The following is a 16,843-nucleotide window of genomic DNA, read 5'->3' as shown; positions in this document are numbered from 1 at the left end:
TCCGGGGCTGTCGTTGGTGAACAGGTACAGCGTCATCGCGTTGCCGTCGACGAGGATCTTCCCGAGCGATGAGTCGGCCATGGCGAGCGTCAGTGCGGCAGGGGCCTCGGTGGCCGGGGCACTGGTGACCGGGGCGCTCGTCGCGGGGGCGCTGGTCGCCGGAGCGCTCGTGGCCGCGTAGTCGGGGGTGGTCGGCGAGCCGGAGCCGCAGGCCGCAAGCAGGCCGACCGCTGCAACTGCGACGAGGGCGGCCGCGGAGCGGGAGAATGGGCGAATGGACATGGGTCCTCCTGATGGTGACGGACGTCGCCCGGGCGACGCCGGCCCCGTTTGAGGGGTCGTCCGTGATACGGCCGGGTCGGGCGGAGGGATTGCGCCGCGGCGCAATCCCCGGGCGCCGTGCCCGTATCAAGGGATGTGTTGGTGTTCCCGCTTACCGACCGCTCGGGTGACCGCGACCTGCTGGCCGCCCTCGCCTCGGGCGAGGAGTTGGCCGCGGTCGAGTTCGTGCAGCGCTTCGAGGGTCGCGTCTTCGGGCTCGCGCTGTCCATCACGCGCGACCGGGGACTCGCTGAGGAGGTGGCCCAGGAGGCGTTCCTGCGGGCCTGGCGGGCCGCGGCCGGTTACGACCCCGGGCGCGGTTCGGCACTGACGTGGCTGCTGACCATCACCCGCAACCTCGCCATCGACGCGGTGCGGGCGCGCCGCACCGTTGCGACCGACGCGGCGGCACTCGAGCAACTGATCGCCGGGTGCTGAGTGACCCGTCCGACGCGATCGACGACCAGTTGGAGGCCGCGGAGGCCGCGGGGCACCTGCGAGAACTGCCGCCGGAGCAGGCGCGGGCCGTGCTCCTGGCGACGGTTGCGGGCCACACCGCGCAGGAGGTCGCCGACCACGAGGGCATCCCGTTGGGCACGGCGAAGACCCGGATCAGGACAGGGCTGGCGCGCCTGCGGCGCGCGGTGGAGGGAGAATCATGACCGGCCATCTCGACGACGACACCCTGGTGGCGCTGGCGCTCGGCCAGGCGCGGGGCGACCGTGGTGTCGCGGCCCACCTCAGCGGCTGCCCCACTGCGCGGCGGCCCTTCAGGGCTACGAGGACGCCGTCCGCCTCACTGTGGCGGCCGCCCCCTCGATCGCACCGCCCGCGGGCTTCACGGAGAGGGTGGTCGCGGCAGGCACCGCCCTGCCAGCGAGCGCCCCTCCCCGGTCGCCCGCCCGCGGTGGCAGTGGCTGGTCGCCGCGGCGCTGCTGCTCGGCGCGGTGCTCGGCACGACGGCCACGCTCGGGATCCTCGCGGTCAGCCGGACCCTGAGGCGCCCCAGACGGCGGTGGCTGCGCAGGCGTCACCGCTGCTGACCGCCGACGGGGCCGGGTCGGCAGCGCCGGTGTCGTCGACCTCGGGCACGGCGCGATGCTGGTGCTCAGCGTCACGGCGGCACGACCGGGAGCGACCTACGAGTGCGTGCTGATCGGCGACGACGGGTCGCGCACCAGCGGTGGCACCTGGAAGGTGTCCGGCCAGGCGTACGGGCAGGACACCTCCGGCACCTGGCTCGTGCCGACCGACGGGAGGCCCGTGACCGGCGTCGAGCTGGTCACACCCGATGATCGGGTGTGGGCGAAGGCCGGCCTCTGACGCGGGCGCTACTCGCCGAGGATGCCCTGGACGAAGCCCTCGGGTCGAACGGCGCCAGGTCGTCGACTCCCTCGCCGAGGCCGACGAGCTTGACGGGGACGCCCAGCTCGCGCTGTACCTGGACCACGATGCCGCCCTTGGCGGAGCCGTCGAGCTTGGTGAGCACGATGCCCGTGACGTCGACGACCTCGGCGAAGATCCGGGCCTGCGTCATGCCGTTCTGACCGGTGGTCGCGTCGAGCACGAGGAGCACCTCGGTGACGGGCGCCTTCTTCTCGATGACGCGCTTGACCTTGCCGAGTTCGTCCATCAGGCCGGTCTTCGTGTGGAGTCGGCCTGCGGTGTCAACGATCACGACGTCGACGCCGTCGGTGACGCCCTTCGCCACGGCGTCGAAGGCCACGGACGCGGGGTCGGCGCCGTCGACATCGCTGCGGACGGTCTCGACACCGACGCGCTCACCCCAGGTGGCGAGCTGCTCGGCGGCGGCCGCGCGGAAGGTGTCCGCCGCGCCGAGCACGACGGACCTCTCCTCGGCGACGAGCACGCGGGCCAGCTTGCCGACCGTGGTGGTCTTGCCTGTGCCGTTGACGCCGACCACGAGCACGACCGCAGGATCGCCCTCGATGGCCGGGGTGAGGTTGAGGGAGCGGTCGAGGCTGGGGTCGACCAGCTTCAGCAGCTCCTCGAAGAGGACCTCACGGGCCTGTGCCGGGTCGGCGATGCCGTCGACCGCGAGTCGCCTGCGGAGGGCGTCGGTCAGTTCTGTGGCGGGCCGACACCGAGGTCGGAGGTGATCAGCGTGGTCTCGAAGTCGTCCCACACGTCCGCGTCGATCTTGTCGACGGCGAGAAGATCGGCCAGCGCCCGCGCGAGCGCGTTGTTGCTGGACGACAGGCGGCGGCGGAGCCGGGCCCACCGACTAACGGGCGCCTCCGGGTGGTCAAGCTCCGGCTCCGGCTCCGGCTCCGGCTCGGGGAGGACGGCGGTCTCCTCGGCAGGAGTCGGCTCACCGGGCACCTCGACCGGTTGGAGCCCTGGCACCTCCTCCGGCTCGGGTTCGGCCACGACGACGTCGGCGCCCTCGGCCTTCTCCGCGAGCTCGGGCCTGTCCACGCGGTCGAGCGCGCGCTGCCTACGGCCGTCGAAGTAGACGATCGCGCCGCCGAGGATGACGGCGATGCCGATGATGGAAACTACTGTCCAGAAAATCCACACGCGCTCATCCTAGGGGACGGGCAGCTGCGGGCCTCTGCGGCGGCGGCTCAGCGGTCGTCGAGGCCCTTCAGGAACTGGGGCACCTCGCCCTTGCCGTTCATGGTCTGGTTGGCGCGGATCGCGAACTTCTCGACCTTGCGGTGCTTGATCTGGAGTTCGCCCGAGGCCACGCCGACCACCAGCAGGATTGCGACGGCGGCCACGATGATGATGAGAAGAAAAATGGCTGCAACCATTGATGGCCTCCAGGCTCGGGTTGCCCCAGTCTGCCATCGGGACGGCCGAACCCCCGACTCCGGGCGTGGCGCGTCAGGACTCGGACAGCCGCTGCGACACGACGGTCGAGATCCCGTCCCCGCGCATGGTGACGCCGTAGAGCGAGTCGGCGATCTCCATCGTCCGCTTCTGGTGGGTGATGATCAGCAGTTGCGAGTTGGCCCGCAGTTCCTCGTAGATGCCGAGCAGACGGCCGAGGTTCGCATCGTCGAGCGCCGCCTCCACCTCGTCGAGGATGTAGAACGGGCTCGGCCGGGCGATGAAGAGGGCGACCAGGAAGGCCACCGCCACGAGCGAGCGCTCGCCGCCCGAGAGCAGCGACAGCCTCTTGACCTGCTTACCTGCGGGACGCGCCTCGACGTCGACGCCGGTGGTGAGCAGGTCCCGGGATCGGTCAGGACCAGCCTGCCCTCTCCCCGGGGAAGAGCCGGGAAAACACCGACCGGAAGCTCGCCTCCACGTCGGTGTAGGCGGCCGCGAACACCTCCTCGACGCGCCGGTCGACCTCCGCCACGAGGTCAATCAGATCGGAGCGGGTCTGCCTGAGGTCCTCGAGCTGTTCGACAAGGAACCGGTGCCGCGCCGTCATCGCGTCGAACTCCTCGAGTGCGAGGGGGTTGACCCGACCGAGGACAGCGAGGTTGCGTTCGGCCGCCCTGAGCCGGGCCGTCTGCCTGTCCCGGTCGAACGCCTCGGGCTCGGGTTGCTCGTCGTCGACCGTCAACGCCGTGCCGTCGGGCGGGTCAGGACCGGCACCGGCCGGTCGGGCCCATATTCGGCGAGGAGCACCTCCGGGGCGAGCCCCAGGTCGCTCAGGGCCCGGTCGGCCAGCTGCTCGATCCGCATCCGGTGCTCGATCCGCACCATCTCATCACGGTGCGCGCCGCGGACCATCTCGTCCAGCCGTGCGTCGGCGGCCTTGGCCGCGTGCCGCGCCCGGGTCGTTCCCGCCTCGGCGTCCCTGCGTGCCTGGTCGGCCGCGTCGCGCTGGGCGGCGGCCTTCTCCCGCGCCGCCTCGACGCGGTCGGCCAGCCCTGCGCAGCGCTGTGGACGGCCCGGGCGACCTGCGCCTCCCTGCGGAGCTCCTCGGCCCGCCGCTGGGCCTTCGCCCGCGACTGACGCTCGTGCTGGGCGGCCCGCTGGAGCGACTCGGCGCGACCGGAGATGGCCTTGATCTGTTCCTCCACGCCGCGCAGCACGAGCCGCGCCTCCATCTCCGCCTGCCTCGCCCGCCTCGCCTGCGCCGCGAGGGCGTCCCGCTCGGTGGATCAGGCTCGGCCGTCTCCTCGACCGAGGCAGCCTCGAGCCGGTCGGTGAGCTCGGCAAGCGACTCCTCGTCGCGGACCCGGGCGAGGTTGGCCGCCTCGATGGCCTCGTCCAGGCGACCCGTCTCGGTGAGCGCGGTGGCCTGCGCCTGCCGGTGGGAACCGAGCTGGTCGGCGACCGCCGCGAGCTGCGCATCGGAGGCGTGCAGCGCGGCCAGGGCATCCGCCTCGGCCGCGCGGGCCTCCTCGAGCGCCGGCTGCACCTGCTGGGCCTCGAACCGCAGCCGGTCGGCCTCGTGCCCGACGGTGGCCAGCGCGTCCTGCGCCTCCACGAGCTGTGCCCGGACCTCGAGCAGCGAGGGCCGCCCTCAGACCCGGACTCGACGAGCCATGACGAATAGAGGTCACCGGTGGCGGTCACCACGACGAGGTCATCGTGCCGGGCTGCGAGCGCGGCCGCCTCCGCCGCGGTGGCAACGGCCACGACGCCGTCCAGCAGCCGGTCGAGCGCTCCGGCGAGGGGGCGGGGGCGTCGATCAGGTCGCGGACCGCCGGCCCCGGGAGCGCCGTCCGTGGTGCCGGACGGGTCGCTCCGGCCACGACGAGCGGTGCCCTACCGAGCTCGCCCTCATCCAGGAACCGCGCAGCGGCCAGCGCCCCGTCCAGGCCCTCGACGACGACCGCCTCGGCCATGCCGCGCAGCGCCGCGGAGACTGCGGCCTCGTGGCCGGGGTCACCGAGATGAGTTCCGACAGCCTTCCATGGACGTCGCCGCGCCCGAGGAGGTCGGCCGAGCCGTCCCTGCCTGCGGTGAGCAGGAGCAGCGCCTCGACCCGGGCCTCGAGCGCCGCCCTGCGCCTCACCGCGTCGCCTTCGCGCGCACGGAGGTCGGCGATGCGCGCCTCGGCGAGGGCGACCGTCTCCGTCGCCGCCTCGTATGCGACGTCGAGGTCGGACTCGGAGGCACCGAGCCCGGCCAGCGACGACTCGACCCGGTGGAACGACACCGCGGCCTCCTCGGCGCGGGCGAGCGCCTCCGCCCGCCTGGCCCGAGCCGGGCGATCTCCTCGTCGGAGGCCTCCAGCCGTGAAGTGACGGCGTTGACCCGACCGGTCAGGCGGGCCAGCCCTCCCTGCGGTCGGCGACCGCCCGGAGCGCCGCGGAGTAGGCCTGCTCGGCCACCCCGTGCGCCTTCTCCGCCGCATTGCGTGCGAGCGTCGCATCGGTGAGCGCGCCGTTGCCGCGGTCGGCGTCGCTCCGTAGCGCCTGCTCGCGGGCACGAACCTCTGCGGCCTCACGCTCCAACGCCTCCGGGTCCCTTCCCCGAGGTCGAGGGTGGGCTGGTTGTCCCCGGCCCGCATCCTCTCGGCCGCGATGGAGATCGTCGTGGTGACCCGCTCCCGCAGGCCGGCGAGCTGGTACCACAGGTCCTGGGCCGCATCGAAGTCGGCGGCCGCGGCCTTGAGCCGCCGCTCGGCCGCCTCCTCGTCACGCTGCGCCTCCGCCACCGCCTGCTCTGCCCTGCGCTTGGCCTCCGCCGCCGCGGCCTCGTCGGCGAGCTCGGCCTCGAGCCTTCCCTGCTCCGAGGCCAGGTCGTCGGCGAGCAGGCGGGCCTTCGCGTCGCGCAGCTCTGCCTGGATGACGGCGGCTCTCCTGGCCGCCTGCGCCTGCCTGCCCAGGGGCTTGAGCTGGCGCGCGAGCTCCGAGACGAGGTCCTGGAGCCGGTCGAGGTTGGCCCGGGTCGCCTCGAGCTTGCGGAGCGCCCGCTCCTTACGTTTGCGGTGCTTGAGGACGCCTGCGGCCTCCTCGATGAACCCGCGCCTCGACTCCGGGGTCGCCTGCAGGATGGCGTCGAGCTGGCCCTGCCCGACGATGACGTGCATCTCGCGGCCGATGCCGGAGTCGCTCAGCAACTCCTGCACGTCGAGGAGCCGGGCGGACGCGCCGTTGATGGCGTACTCGGATCCCCCGCTGCGGAACATGGTGCGGGTGATCGTCACCTCGGTGTACTCGATCGGCAACGCACCGTCCGAGTTGTCGATGGTGAGTTCGACCTCTGCGCGGCCGAGCGGTGCCCGGCTGGACGTGCCCGCGAAGATGACGTCTTCCATCTTGCCGCCGCGCAGCGTCTTGGCCCCTGCTCCCCATCACCCAGCTGAGCGCGTCGACGACGTTCGACTTGCCCGACCCGTTGGGGCCCACCACACACGTGATCCCGGGCTCGAAGACGAGCGTCGTGGCCGACGCGAACGACTTGAAACCGCGCAGGGTGAGCTTCTTGAGGTACATGGTCTATTCGGCGACCTCGACCTCGGGCGCGTTGCGGTGCGCCGGTCGGCCCCGCACGGCGCGGAAGGTCCACAGCTTGTTGACGATGAAGTTGATCGGCATGGTGATCATGATGGCGATCAGCTGGGACCAGTACTCGCGCGAGTTGAGCCCGCGCTCCTCGTGGAAGAACGGTTCGGGCAGGTACAGGGGCTGGTCGGGTTCGTCATGGCGATCTTGAGGACCATGCCGATGAGCGCCGCCACCGACCCGACGGCCAGGAACGGCCAGAACTCCCTGAACCAGCCCGCGTGCCCGCTCGAGCGGAAGGTCCACCAGCGGTTGAGTTGGAAGTTGTAGAGGTTGGCGACGAGGAAGGCGACGATCCACACCAGCACCGTGAAGCGCACGTTGTACGGCGTGCCCGGGATGGAGAAGATGATGTCCTGGTTGTTGGCCGAGCCGCCGTTGAGCCGGTTCATCACGATGGCGACGACCATGTTGACGATGACGCCGGAGCCGCCCACGACCGCGAACTTCACGAGTTGGCGCGCCGTGTTGCCGTAGCGGCGTAGGAGGCGGTCGATCACAGGGGCCTTTCCGGCAGGTGGAGCTGAGGGCCGACGGGCCCGGCGCTTTCAAGTATGGCGGGCGGGTGGGACAGGGCCAACCTCACCCACCGCGTCGGGCCGGGGACGGGGCCCGCCGCCCGCCTGCGACACCGGCGTCCAGCTGCCACTGGCGTAGGATCGATCCAGTGACCGACTTCATCGACATCGCAGCGCCAGAAGAATCCACACCGGTCATCGACCCCGCCGACCTCGAGGTTGCGCTGCGTGTGCTGGGCACCGCGCACCGGCTGCCCGCGGACCATCCGGACTTCCACACGCTCCGCGAGGCGACCTCGGCCATGTACAAGTCGGTGCGCAGGCAGCGTCGACGCGACGTGCGCGACGCCGTCAGTGCCGCCGACCGCGAGGTGATCGCACGGACCGCGACGGGTGCGCCCGACCGCATCGACGACGAGACCCGCGGATCGAGCTCACGACGGCGGTGGAGTCGGCCAGCGCAGGCGAGCTCCTGCGGTCGCGGGCCTGCTACATCTGCAAGCAGCACTACACCCGCGTCGATGCGTTCTACCACCAGCTCTGCCCTGCCTGCGCCGCCTTCAGCCACGGCAAGCGCAACGCCCGCACCGATCTGACCGGACGCCGCGCCCTCCTGACGGGCGGCCGCGCCAAGATCGGCATGCACATCGCGCTGCGGCTGCTGCGCGACGGCGCCCACACGACCATCACCACCCGCTTCCCCAACGACGCGGCCCGCCGCTTCGCGTCGCTACCCGACTCGGCCGACTGGCTCCACCGGCTCAAGGTCGTCGGCATCGACCTGCGTGACCCGGCGCAGGTCATCGCCCTGGCCGACAGCGTCGCAGCGGCGGGCCCGCTGGACATCCTCATCAACAACGCCGCGCAGACCGTGCGCCGCACCGCCGGCTCGTACTCGCTGCTTGTCGACGCCGAGAACCAGCCCTTTCTGGCGGACGGCCCGCTTCCCGCCATCGAGCAGCTCGGCGGACCCGCCCAGCTGCACCCGAAGTCGCTCCAGGCCTCGGTCGACGGGGTGGCCGTTCCCACCCCGACGCTCTCCACTGCCGCCCTGGCAGGCACCGTCGCGGAGGGGTTGGAGCAGACCCTGACGGCGGGCGACCTGACGGCGCTGGCGATGACCGCCGGCTCCTCGTCGCTCGAGAGGCACGCCGACGGCAGCGCCATCGACGCGGGTGGCCTCGTGCCGGATGTCACGCATGTCAACAGCTGGGTGCAGCACGTGCAGGAGGTCGACCCGCTGGAGATGCTCGAGGTGCAGCTCTGCAACACCACGGCACCGTTCCTGCTGATCTCGCGGCTCCGTGCCTCCATGGCCTCCTCCCCGCGAGGCGCACATACGTGGTCAACGTCTCGGCGATGGAGGGTCAGTTCTCGCGCCGCTACAAGGGCCCCGGCCACCCGCACACGAACATGGCGAAGGCCGCGCTGAACATGCTGACCCGCACCAGCGCCGGCGAGATGCTCACCACCGACGGCATCCTCATGACCGCCGTCGACACCGGCTGGATCACCGACGAACGACCGCACTTCACCAAGGTGCGCCTGGCGGAGGAGGGCTTCAAGGCTCCCCTCGATCTGGTGGACGGCGCGGCTCGCGTCTACGACCCGATCGTCCGCGGGGAGGCCGGGGAGGATGTCCACGGGTGTTCCTCAAGGACTACGCGGCCAGCCCTGGTGAGAGTCTCCATGCTTGACCCGGACCTGTCGGCCACGCACGCCGACTTCATCGCCGCTCGGCCCGCCGGCGCGGACGAGGACGTCCACATGCTGCCCGGGATCGTCGACCACGTGATAGAGACCCTCACCCTGCCGGGCGCGGTTGTGCTCGATCCCTTTGCGGGGTTCGGCACGACGCTGGCGCGGGCAGCGGCCCTGGGAAGGCGGGCGCTCGGCGTCGAGCTGCTGCCGGAGCGTGTCGAGCACGTGCGGCAGCTGGTGCCCGCAGCCCGCGTCGTCGAGGGTGATGCACGCGAACTGCTGCGCCTGGTCGGCGGCCTCACCGCGGGCCCTGTCGACCTGATCCTGACCTCACCGCCCTACATGACCGTCAACGACCACGCGGCCGATCCGTTGACGGCCTACGAACTGGAGGGCGGCGACTACGGGCGTTACCTGGCGGAGCTCGGCCTCGTCGCGGCCCAGTGTGCGAGGCTCGTGGCGCCGGCGGCTTCGTGGTGTGGAACGTGGCCGACATCGACCACCTGGGTGTCCGGACGACGCTGATCGCCGACTGCGCGCAGATACTCGCCGCCCACCTCGACCCGGCCGGGGTCACCACCATCGGCTGGGACCGGCTCCCCATGACCTGGTGGCCGACGCGCTGCTGGTCTTCCGTCGTCCCGCATGACCGCGGCCGTCCCGACACCGGGATGTCTTCAGGGGCTGCCCGTCACGGCCTGCCTGGAGAGACTCAGCGCTGCGGCTGACGGCCTGCCTCCTCCCGGCGGGACATCGCGACGCGGAGGGCCCGGACCTGCAGCACGGCGGCTTCGGTGAGCCCAGCGACGTCCTCGGGTGTGGCGGGTAGGCGACGGCTGGCGCCGCGGAGGCGCTCGAGCAGCGTGTCGACGGCGAACTCCGGGAACTCCTTGGCGACCCGTGCCCGGGCGGCCTCCAGAGCCGCCACGACTTCCCGCGCACCCTGCTCGAACTGCGCGGGGCTCGCGGCTTCCTGGTGGAACTGATCCTCCGACAGCTCGCTGGCGACCTCGATCGCAAGCTCACCCTTGGCCCGCTGCAGCCTGATCCTGGCCTTGTCCGGCCTCCTGGTTCCCTGGCACAACGTGATGCGGATCAGCCGGAGTCCCGGCCCGTAGTCGTGCTCGCCCTCCAGCAACACGTCGCCGAGATCACACAGGGGGTAGACGGCGCCGTAGCCCTGGTCTCCGCTGCACGCCACCTGGATCAGCACCATGCGCTCGGGGGCGAGCTCGGCCGGGGCTGCAGTGGCAGCTCGTCCTCAGGGGCGGGCCGGACTTCCGCATCCGGGCCGCCCGGCGGCCACCCACCTCGTACAGCCGTCCGACGTCATCGGCGGGGTGCCCTTGGAGTCCCACCAGGAGAACCCGTCCACGCGCGCGTGGTCGCGCAGCAGTTCGGCGTCGCCGGGGGCGATCGTGAAGGTGGACGCCAGCTGGACCTCGCGGAGGTTCGGCGCGGCCAGGAACGGCGAGAGTCCGGTGGTGAGACCCTTCATCGAGCCGAGGTCGAGCCGCCACAGGCGGGTCAGCCGCCCGAGCGGAGGCAACGACCGGACCTGAGGTAGGGCGTAGAGGTCCAACTCCTCGAGCGTGGTCAGCTCCTCGAGGCCAGGCAGCTCTGTCAGCCCGCGCACGGAGCTGACCATCAGTTGGCGCAAACTCGTGCAACCGCTGAGGTCGATGCTCTCCGCGGATCCCCCGTTGACCATCAGGCTCTCCAGGCCCTCGACCTTCGCCAGTTCCCCGGCCGGCACCCTGACCGATATCAGCCCGAGCGCGCGCACCCCGGAGCGACCTTCGAGGCGTCGAAGACACCGCCCTCGATGTTGACGCGGAAGCTGTCCCATTCCTCGCGGACGCCAGTGATCCGCAGCACGTCACCATCGGTCATGACGGAGCGCATCCGCTTGGCGCTGGCGGCTGGTCCCCGAACCGCATGGTCGTGCTGCTGCTCGATCTCATTTCGTGGAGTCTACGGACCCATCGGCTCGACAGCCGCTCAACCCGACCGCTGCACGGCGCGACCCGGGTTCTCGTCAAACGCAGCAGGCTCGATCTCCCGGCCCGAGCCGGGCAGGGGCCGTGCCCGCCGCCACATTCACGCGACGCGCTGACGCCGTGCCGGCTGGCACCGGGGGCAGAAGTGCGACGACCGGCCGTCGAACGGCGCCCTCCGGATCGGGGTTCCGCAACGGTGGCAGCCCTCCCCTCGCGGCCGTACGCGTCGAGACCGCGGGCGAAGTAGCCAGACTCCCCGTTGACGTTGACGTACAGCGAGTCGAACGACGTGCCGCCCTGGGCCAGCGCCTCCTCCATGACGGCGCGGGCGCAACGTAGCAGTTCGACCGCCTTGCGGGGGCCGAGCTCGTTGGCGGGCTGATCGAAGTGGATACGGGCGCGCCACAGCGCCTCGTCCGCGTAGATGTTGCCGATCCCGCTCACCAGGCCCTGGTCGAGGATCGCCCGCTTGACGCCCGTGCGGCGGAGCCTGAGCCGCGCCGCGACCGCCCGTTCGTCGAAGGCGGGGTCGAACGGGTCGAGGGCGACGTGGGGCACCGGATCCTCCGCGAGGCCCGGCTTCAGGTCCAGGCCGCCGAACATGCGCTGGTCGACGAACCGGAGCTGGGTGTCGTCGTCGAGGTTGAGGAGGACGCGCGTGCTGCGCACGAGCTCGTCACGGGGCTGATTGACGCGGAACTGCCCGCTCATGCCGAGGTGGACGACCAGCGCGTCGTCGCCGAGGACGAGCCACATGAACTTGCCGCGGCGCCGCACGTCGTCGATGCGGCGGCCGGTCAGGTCGGCGGCGAACGCCTCCGGGCCGATGGGGTGGGTGCGGACGGGGCGCGGGTGCAGGACGCCGACGCGACGGACGGTGCGTCCGAGCGCGTGATTCTCGAGCCCGCGGCGGACGACCTCCACCTCGGGAGTTCAGGCACCCGCGAGCTCCCGGACGGCGATCCGTGCCGCGATCTGCTCCGCACGCTTCTTGCTCGGGGCGATTCCCTCCCCATGGGCCGCTCGTCGACGATGACCACCGCAGTGAACTCACGCTGGTGGTCGGGGCCGGTGCCGGAGACGTCGTAGCGGGGATCCCCCATCCGCGTGCGGCACACAGTTCCTGAAGGACGGTCTTGTGGTCGGCGTAGTCGCCGGCGGCCTCGGATGCCTCGATCAGGGGGTCGAAGATGCGATGCACGAACCGGGCGGCGGCGTCGGGGCCGGCGGAGAGGTGGATGGAGCCGATCACGGCCTCCATGGTGTCGGCCAGGATGGAGGTCTTCTCGGTGCCGAGCGTGGCGACCTCCCCTTGCCGAGCAGGATGTGCTCGCCCAGATCGAGGCTGCGGGCAACCCCGGCCAGGGCATAGGAGCTCACCACGCTGGCGCGGAGTTTGGCGAGCTGTCCCTCGCTGAGGTCCGGGTACGTTCGGTAGATGTGCTCGGTGACGACGATCTGCAGCACGGCGTCGCCGAGAAACTCCAGTCGCTCGTTGGACTGAATCCCACCGTTCTCGTAGGCGTAGCTGCGGTGGGTGAAGGACAGCTCGAAGAGCTGGGCGTCAACCTCGACACCCAGCTCCGAAAGCCGCTCCTGGAGCCTGCTCACCCGCGAACCCCGCGGATGTCGGTCAGGCGGATCAGGCCTCGAGAACCTGACGACGATCCCCGCGGGGACCGTACTGGCCGCAGCTCGGGCACGCGGTGTGCGAGAGGTGCGCCTCACGGCACGCCGGGTTGGCGCAGGTCACGGTGGGAACGACGGTCGTCTTCCACTGCGCACGGCGCGAACGGGTGTTGCTGCGCGACATCTTCCGCTTCGGAACGGCCACGATCTTCTCCTTATGTCTTTCGACTTACGACTCAGAGTCAGTTGGGGTGTCCCCGCCCAGCTCGGCGAGCTTCGACCACCTCGGGTCGATCTTCTCGCCGTGCCCATGCTCCGGATCCTGGTTGAGGCTGAACCCGCATTCGGGACACAGACCCAGACAATCATCCCTGCACAGGGGGTGAACGGCAACTCGAGCACCACGGCGGCCCGCAGGACCTCCTCGAGGTCGACGGTCTCGTCCACGACGAGGCTCTCGTCCTCCTCCATCTCCCTTCCGGGATAGAAGAAGAGCTCCTGCAGGTCGAAGGTCTCCTCGTCCTCGATCATCTCGAGGCACCGGGCACATTCACCGCGCAGCTGCACGCTCGCGGTTCCCGATACGAGGACCCCCTCGGAAACCGACTGGAGCATGAGATCAAGCTCGATGTCGGAGTCCTGCGGTACTCCGATCACGTCGATACCCAGGTTGGCAGGCGCAGGCACCGTGGTGTCGATCCGCTTGAATGCGCCTGCCCTGCGACCGAGCTCGTGCACCTCGAGAACGAGGGGCGAACGGCGATCGGGGTGGGACTGCACGGGCGACACGTCGGATCTCCTTCGTAGACCATCCATGAATCTCGTCATGACCGACCGCCAACTCTACCTTCCCGCGGCAGGGCGGCCAAATCGCTCAGCGTGGGAAGCGGGCGTCCAGCGCCCCCACGACGTTGTCCGGCACGTACCGCGAAACGTCTCCGCCGAGCCGGACCACCTGGCGGATGATCGTCGACGACAGCGTCACATGTTCGCGGGCCGCGGGCAGGAGCACCGTCTCGACACCGCCCATCTCCTGGTTCATGTGGGCCATCTGCAGCTCGTAGTCGAAGTCGGCGCCGAAGCGGAGCCCCTTCACGACCGCAGGGATCCCGCGGTCGCGGCAGAAGTCGACGAGCAGGCCGTCCATGGCCTCCACCGTGATGCCGTCAAGGTCGGACGTGGCGCCCTGCACGAGCGCCACGCGCTCGTCGAAGTCAAACAGGTAGCTCTTGGTCGAGTTGTTCCCGATGGCCACCACGACCTCACCGAACAGTGCGTGGGCACGGCGGATGATGTCGAGGTGCCCGACCGTGATGGGGTCGAACGATCCGGGCAGAGGACTCTCACTGTGGCTCCTGTCGGGCGGTTGCGTCGAGGCTACCGTGGGCCGGCGCCACGCACGCGGACGGGTCGATGTCGCGGGTCAGTCGACCGAACCGTAGTACAGCGTCGTCTCGCCGTACGCCTTCTGCCAGGTGTCGGTGAAGGCGGCGGGCCACCGTGGGGCCTGTCGCGTGACGACCGCTCCACCACCACCAGCCCCCGCGCCGCCACCGCCGTGCCTGCCAGCACCTCGAGCAGGGCCTCCACATCCTCGGTGGCCACGTCGTAGGGCGGATCGAGGAACACCAGGTCGAAGCTCCGCCCCGGCCCCGCGGCGACGGCCTGCGCCCGGCCGCCCGCACCTCGGCTCGCAGCCCCAGGTCGCGCGCGTTGGCCTCGATGAGGCGCGCGGTGGGCCGGTCGGCCTCCACCAGCAGCACCGGCGCCGCGCCCCTGCTCGCCGCCTCCAGCCCCACCGCCCCGAGCCGGCATAGAGGTCGAGCACCGAGATCCCGGCAAGCTGGAGGTGAGGCTCGGCCCCCGCCGCGTCGAACCAGCTGACGAGGGAGGAGAACAGAGCCTCGCGGGTGCGGTCGGTGGTGGGCCTCGTGTGCGCCCCTTGGGCGTCGCGATCCGACGCCCCTTGGCGCTGCCCGAGATGATGCGGCTCACCGCGCTCCCCCGTCGCTCACGACTTCTCCATCCATTCCCCGGCCGCGAGTTCCTCGGCCTTTGTCATCAGATCGGCCAGCAGCGGATCCGACGTCGAGCGCTCGTCGTCGAGCACCTCCCCGGCCAGCACCTTCGCGGCGCGGATCACGTCGGCGTCGCTGAGGGCCCGCAGCAGCTTCAGGGTGCCGCGGCCCGACTGGTTGGCCCCGAGCACGTCCCCCTCGCGGCGCAGCATCAGGTCGAGCTCGGCGAGGGCGAAGCCGTCGTCGGTCGCGGCCAGCTCGGTGAGCCTCGTGACGGCATCGTCGTTGTCGCGGATCGGCGCGAGCAGCAGGCAGAGCCCGGCGTGGCCGCCGCGGCCGATGCGGCCACGCAGCTGGTGCAACTGGCTGATGCCGAAACGGTCGGCGTCCATCACGACCATCACCGACGCGTTGGGCACGTCGACTCCGACCTCGATCACGGTGGTGGAGACCAGGACGTCGAGCTTTCCCTCCACGAAGGCCGCCATGGCGTCGTCGCGCTCGTCGGCCTTCTGTCTGCCGTGCACGACCGCGACCCTGAGGCCCTTCAGCGGGCCGGTGGCGAGCTGGGGGCGAGGTCCTCGACGGCGGCCAGTTGGCGCTCGCCGTCGGCCTCGATGCCCGCCTCCACCTGCGTGGCGGTGATGGCGGGGCACACCACGAACGCCTGCCTTCCCTCGGACACCTCCTCGCGGATGCGTTCCCACGCCCTGTCGACCCAGGTGGGGTGTTTCAGGGTGTCGACGAAGACGGTCTGCACGCTCTGGCGGCCGGCGGGTCGCTCCCGGAGCTCGCTCACCTCGAGGTCACCGAAGACGGTCATCGCGATCGAGCGTGGGATCGGGGTGGCGGTCATCACCAGCGTGTGGGGTTTGTTCTCGGCCTTGGCCGCGAGAGCCGCCCGCTGTTCGACGCCGAAGCGGTGCTGCTCGTCGATCACCACGAGGCCGAGGTCGAAGAAGGTGACCGGGTCGCTCAGCAGGGCATGGGTGCCGATCACGATGCCGGCCTCGCCCGTGACGATGTCGTTGAGGGCCTCGCGGCGGGCCGCCGTCGACCGGCTTCCGGTCAGCAGGACGACGCCGGTGGCGTCGGGTGGGCCCCAGACTGCGGCCCTCCCCAGGTCGCCCATCATCCGGCTGATGGTGTGGAAGTGCTGCTTGGCGAGCACCTCGGTGGGTGCGAGCAGCACCGCCTGCCCACCGGCGTCCACGGTGGCCAGCATGGCGCGGAGCGCGACGATGGTCTTGCCGGAGCCGACCTCGCCCTGGAGCAGCCTGTTCATGGGTGAGCCGCCCTCGAGTTCGGCGAAGATCGTCTCGCCGACCTCGGTCTGCCCGGCGGTCAGCGTGAAGGGGAGTCGTTCGTCGAAGGCGCTGAGGAGGCCGCCCTCGCGGCGTGGGCGCGGCGTTGCCTTCTGACCCGCGAGCTCGCGGCGGCGGGTGGCCATGGCCAACTGGATGCCGAACGCCTCGTCGAAGCGCAGCCGGTCGACGCCGACGGCGGCCTGCGCAACGTTGGTCGGCTCGTGCACCGCGGTCAGGGCCTGCTCGAAGGGCAGCACCCCGGCCCGCTCCACGATCCATTCGGGCAGCGTGTCGCCGCGCAGGGCGGGCAGCGCCATCCCGATGGACTCTGCGATCACCCAGGTGGGCAGCTTGGATGAGGCGGGGTACAGGCCGACGAGCGTCGCGCGCTGCACCTGGCGCTCCATGGCCGCTCGCGCGGTGGCGTTCTTGCCACCGGTGATGCGCGCCCCGTCGAGCATCACGAAGTCGGGATGCGTGAGCTGGAACTGGCTCTGGAAGACGCCGATCCTGCCCACGAAGATTCCGCGCGACCCCGGTTTCAGCTGGCCCGCCCAGTGGACGAGGTAATGCTCCCGGTTGGAGAAGAACGATAAGGAGACGTAGTCGTTCCCGTCGGTGATGGTGGCCTGCACCCGGCCGGAGCCCCGGCTGTGCTTCACCTCCGAGTGCACCACCCGGGCGATGAGGGCGACGTCCTCACCGACCTGCAACTGGTCGAACGAGGTCATCTCGGTGCCGGAGATGTAGCGGCGGGCACGTGCCGCACCAGGTCGTCGACCGTGGTGATCCCGAGCTTCGCGAACTCGGCGGCGGTCTTGCCGCCCACGACATCGGTCAGACGGCGTGACAGTTCACGGTAGATCGGGGTGCGCCAGGTCGCCATGCCGGCAACCCTACCGATCCGCG

Annotated in this window: 21 protein-coding genes and 7 pseudogenes; 7 read left to right on the top strand and 21 right to left on the bottom strand. The window is 71.0% G+C overall.

The features are described 5' to 3' along the window. The first annotated feature begins 423 nt into the window (after nt 1–423). The 3 genes from G7085_RS19300 (at nt 424) to G7085_RS19290 (ending at nt 1,644) form a co-directional block, all read left to right on the top strand. Complete coding sequence (locus G7085_RS19300) at nt 424–759, top strand: sigma-70 family RNA polymerase sigma factor (protein ID WP_331716036.1); 336 nt, start codon at nt 424–426, stop codon at nt 757–759. Continuing rightward, nucleotides 753–983: an RNA polymerase sigma factor gene (locus tag G7085_RS19295; protein ID WP_197512126.1), complete on the top strand. Its 231-nt coding sequence runs from the start codon at nt 753–755 to the stop codon at nt 981–983. Before G7085_RS19300 ends, G7085_RS19295 begins: the two co-directional genes overlap by 7 nt. Before the next feature lie 436 nt (nt 984–1,419). Then, nucleotides 1,420–1,644 (top strand): hypothetical protein, encoded by a 225-nt coding sequence (locus tag G7085_RS19290; RefSeq protein ID WP_197512125.1) that lies wholly within the window; start codon nt 1,420–1,422, stop codon nt 1,642–1,644. A gap of 8 nt (nt 1,645–1,652) precedes the next feature. On the opposite strand, the pseudogene ftsY reads toward G7085_RS19290, so the two are convergent. The 9 genes and pseudogenes from ftsY to G7085_RS19270 all read right to left on the bottom strand — a co-directional run bounded on the left by ftsY (nt 1,653) and on the right by G7085_RS19270 (nt 7,171). Further along, nucleotides 1,653–2,862 (bottom strand): annotated as a pseudogene (gene ftsY / locus G7085_RS19285) (signal recognition particle-docking protein FtsY). A gap of 47 nt (nt 2,863–2,909) precedes the next feature. After that, nucleotides 2,910–3,065 (bottom strand): hypothetical protein, encoded by a 156-nt coding sequence (locus tag G7085_RS19280; protein WP_197512124.1) that lies wholly within the window; start codon nt 3,063–3,065, stop codon nt 2,910–2,912. Nucleotides 3,066–3,171: 106 nt separating this feature from the next. After that, nucleotides 3,172–3,423 carry an AAA family ATPase gene (locus G7085_RS33300; RefSeq protein ID WP_331715806.1) on the bottom strand — a complete coding sequence of 84 codons (252 nt, stop codon included), beginning with the start codon at nt 3,421–3,423 and terminating at the stop codon, nt 3,172–3,174. A gap of 109 nt (nt 3,424–3,532) precedes the next feature. Beyond that, complete coding sequence (locus G7085_RS33295) at nt 3,533–3,862, bottom strand: hypothetical protein (RefSeq protein WP_331715805.1); 330 nt, start codon at nt 3,860–3,862, stop codon at nt 3,533–3,535. Then, a complete protein-coding gene (locus tag G7085_RS33290; protein WP_331715804.1) occupies nt 3,859–4,032 on the bottom strand; it encodes a hypothetical protein in 174 nt (57 codons plus the stop codon). Before G7085_RS33290 ends, G7085_RS33295 begins: the two co-directional genes overlap by 4 nt. Next, nucleotides 4,010–4,735, bottom strand: a complete 726-nt coding sequence (locus tag G7085_RS33285) for a hypothetical protein (RefSeq protein WP_331715803.1) — start codon at nt 4,733–4,735, stop codon at nt 4,010–4,012. Before G7085_RS33285 ends, G7085_RS33290 begins: the two co-directional genes overlap by 23 nt. Before the next feature lie 85 nt (nt 4,736–4,820). Continuing rightward, nucleotides 4,821–5,096 (bottom strand): hypothetical protein, encoded by a 276-nt coding sequence (locus G7085_RS33280; protein ID WP_331715802.1) that lies wholly within the window; start codon nt 5,094–5,096, stop codon nt 4,821–4,823. Nucleotides 5,097–6,173: 1,077 nt separating this feature from the next. Next, nucleotides 6,174–6,692, bottom strand: coding sequence for an AAA family ATPase (locus G7085_RS35625; RefSeq protein WP_408647141.1), 519 nt, complete (start codon nt 6,690–6,692; stop codon nt 6,174–6,176). A 3-nt stretch (nt 6,693–6,695) separates the two neighbouring features. Next, nucleotides 6,696–7,171: pseudogene (locus G7085_RS19270) on the bottom strand (GtrA family protein). 257 nt (nt 7,172–7,428) lie between these two features. On the opposite strand from G7085_RS19270, the gene G7085_RS27875 reads away from it, so the two are divergent. The 4 genes from G7085_RS27875 to G7085_RS19255 are packed head-to-tail and all read left to right on the top strand — an operon-like array spanning nt 7,429 to nt 9,708. Then, on the top strand, nt 7,429–7,875 hold the full coding sequence (locus G7085_RS27875) for a hypothetical protein (RefSeq protein ID WP_231979723.1): 447 nt from the start codon (nt 7,429–7,431) through the stop codon (nt 7,873–7,875). A gap of 44 nt (nt 7,876–7,919) precedes the next feature. Next, complete coding sequence (locus G7085_RS27870; protein WP_231980704.1) at nt 7,920–8,711, top strand: SDR family NAD(P)-dependent oxidoreductase; 792 nt, start codon at nt 7,920–7,922, stop codon at nt 8,709–8,711. Beyond that, nucleotides 8,639–9,505, top strand: coding sequence for a DNA methyltransferase (locus G7085_RS27865; RefSeq protein ID WP_231979722.1), 867 nt, complete (start codon nt 8,639–8,641; stop codon nt 9,503–9,505). The genes G7085_RS27870 and G7085_RS27865 overlap by 73 nt, the downstream gene beginning before the upstream one ends. Continuing rightward, a complete protein-coding gene (locus G7085_RS19255) occupies nt 9,466–9,708 on the top strand; it encodes a hypothetical protein (RefSeq protein WP_197512122.1) in 243 nt (80 codons plus the stop codon). Before G7085_RS27865 ends, G7085_RS19255 begins: the two co-directional genes overlap by 40 nt. Here the strand turns inward: G7085_RS19255 and G7085_RS19250 are convergent. The 12 genes and pseudogenes from G7085_RS19250 to G7085_RS19205 all read right to left on the bottom strand — a co-directional run bounded on the left by G7085_RS19250 (nt 9,693) and on the right by G7085_RS19205 (nt 16,838). Continuing rightward, the gene (locus tag G7085_RS19250) at nt 9,693–10,196 is read right to left on the bottom strand and encodes a PWWP domain-containing protein (RefSeq protein WP_197512121.1); all 504 of its coding nucleotides are present in this window, start codon (nt 10,194–10,196) and stop codon (nt 9,693–9,695) included. The genes G7085_RS19255 and G7085_RS19250 overlap by 16 nt on opposite strands. A 45-nt stretch (nt 10,197–10,241) precedes the next feature. Beyond that, entirely contained in the window at nt 10,242–10,736 is a 495-nt protein-coding gene (locus G7085_RS19245) for a leucine-rich repeat domain-containing protein (protein WP_197512120.1), read from the bottom strand. Between the two features lie 11 nt (nt 10,737–10,747). Beyond that, the gene (locus G7085_RS19240) at nt 10,748–10,885 is read right to left on the bottom strand and encodes a hypothetical protein (protein ID WP_197512119.1); all 138 of its coding nucleotides are present in this window, start codon (nt 10,883–10,885) and stop codon (nt 10,748–10,750) included. A gap of 195 nt (nt 10,886–11,080) precedes the next feature. Next, a complete protein-coding gene (locus tag G7085_RS33270; protein WP_331716035.1) occupies nt 11,081–11,314 on the bottom strand; it encodes a zinc finger domain-containing protein in 234 nt (77 codons plus the stop codon). Then, nucleotides 11,236–11,904, bottom strand: a pseudogene (gene mutM, locus G7085_RS19235) (bifunctional DNA-formamidopyrimidine glycosylase/DNA-(apurinic or apyrimidinic site) lyase); the annotation flags it as partial. The pseudogene mutM and the gene G7085_RS33270, both read right to left, overlap by 79 nt. A 9-nt stretch (nt 11,905–11,913) precedes the next feature. Further along, nucleotides 11,914–12,708, bottom strand: a pseudogene (gene rnc, locus G7085_RS35620) (ribonuclease III). Continuing rightward, the gene (gene rpmF, locus G7085_RS19225; RefSeq protein WP_197512118.1) at nt 12,623–12,814 is read right to left on the bottom strand and encodes a 50S ribosomal protein L32; all 192 of its coding nucleotides are present in this window, start codon (nt 12,812–12,814) and stop codon (nt 12,623–12,625) included. The pseudogene rnc and the gene rpmF overlap by 86 nt, the downstream one beginning before the upstream one ends. A 24-nt stretch (nt 12,815–12,838) precedes the next feature. After that, nucleotides 12,839–13,398: pseudogene (locus G7085_RS19220) on the bottom strand (YceD family protein). Between the two features lie 85 nt (nt 13,399–13,483). Then, complete coding sequence (gene coaD / locus G7085_RS19215; RefSeq protein ID WP_197512981.1) at nt 13,484–13,945, bottom strand: pantetheine-phosphate adenylyltransferase; 462 nt, start codon at nt 13,943–13,945, stop codon at nt 13,484–13,486. Between the two features lie 41 nt (nt 13,946–13,986). Further along, nucleotides 13,987–14,238: an RsmD family RNA methyltransferase gene (locus G7085_RS31170; RefSeq protein ID WP_331715800.1), complete on the bottom strand. Its 252-nt coding sequence runs from the start codon at nt 14,236–14,238 to the stop codon at nt 13,987–13,989. 110 nt (nt 14,239–14,348) lie between these two features. Continuing rightward, nucleotides 14,349–14,509: pseudogene (locus G7085_RS31165) on the bottom strand (RsmD family RNA methyltransferase); the annotation flags it as partial. Nucleotides 14,510–14,620: 111 nt separating this feature from the next. Continuing rightward, a pseudogene (locus G7085_RS19205) lies at nt 14,621–16,838 on the bottom strand (ATP-dependent DNA helicase RecG). Nucleotides 16,839–16,843 lie beyond the last annotated feature (5 nt).

Origin of the sequence: Tessaracoccus coleopterorum, assembly GCF_011174705.1 — a bacterium.
GTDB classification, from domain to species: Bacteria; Actinomycetota; Actinomycetes; order Propionibacteriales; family Propionibacteriaceae; genus Arachnia; species Arachnia coleopterorum.
Note: the sequence above shows the minus strand (reverse complement) of the source record. Positions and strands in the feature narration are given on the sequence as shown.

Coding starts and splice junctions, on each gene's coding strand:
- G7085_RS19290 (WP_197512125.1), top strand. CDS start 1,420: ATGCTGGTGCTCAGCGTCACGGCGGCACGACCGGGAGCGACCTACGAG.
- G7085_RS33290 (WP_331715804.1), bottom strand. CDS start 4,032: ATGGTCCGCGGCGCGCACCGTGATGAGATGGTGCGGATCGAGCACCGG.
- G7085_RS33280 (WP_331715802.1), bottom strand. CDS start 5,096: ATGGCCGAGGCGGTCGTCGTCGAGGGCCTGGACGGGGCGCTGGCCGCT.
- G7085_RS35625 (WP_408647141.1), bottom strand. CDS start 6,692: ATGTACCTCAAGAAGCTCACCCTGCGCGGTTTCAAGTCGTTCGCGTCG.
- G7085_RS27870 (WP_231980704.1), top strand. CDS start 7,920: ATGCACATCGCGCTGCGGCTGCTGCGCGACGGCGCCCACACGACCATC.
- G7085_RS27865 (WP_231979722.1), top strand. CDS start 8,639: ATGGAGGGTCAGTTCTCGCGCCGCTACAAGGGCCCCGGCCACCCGCAC.
- G7085_RS19250 (WP_197512121.1), bottom strand. CDS start 10,196: ATGGTGCTGATCCAGGTGGCGTGCAGCGGAGACCAGGGCTACGGCGCC.
- G7085_RS19240 (WP_197512119.1), bottom strand. CDS start 10,885: ATGCGCTCCGTCATGACCGATGGTGACGTGCTGCGGATCACTGGCGTC.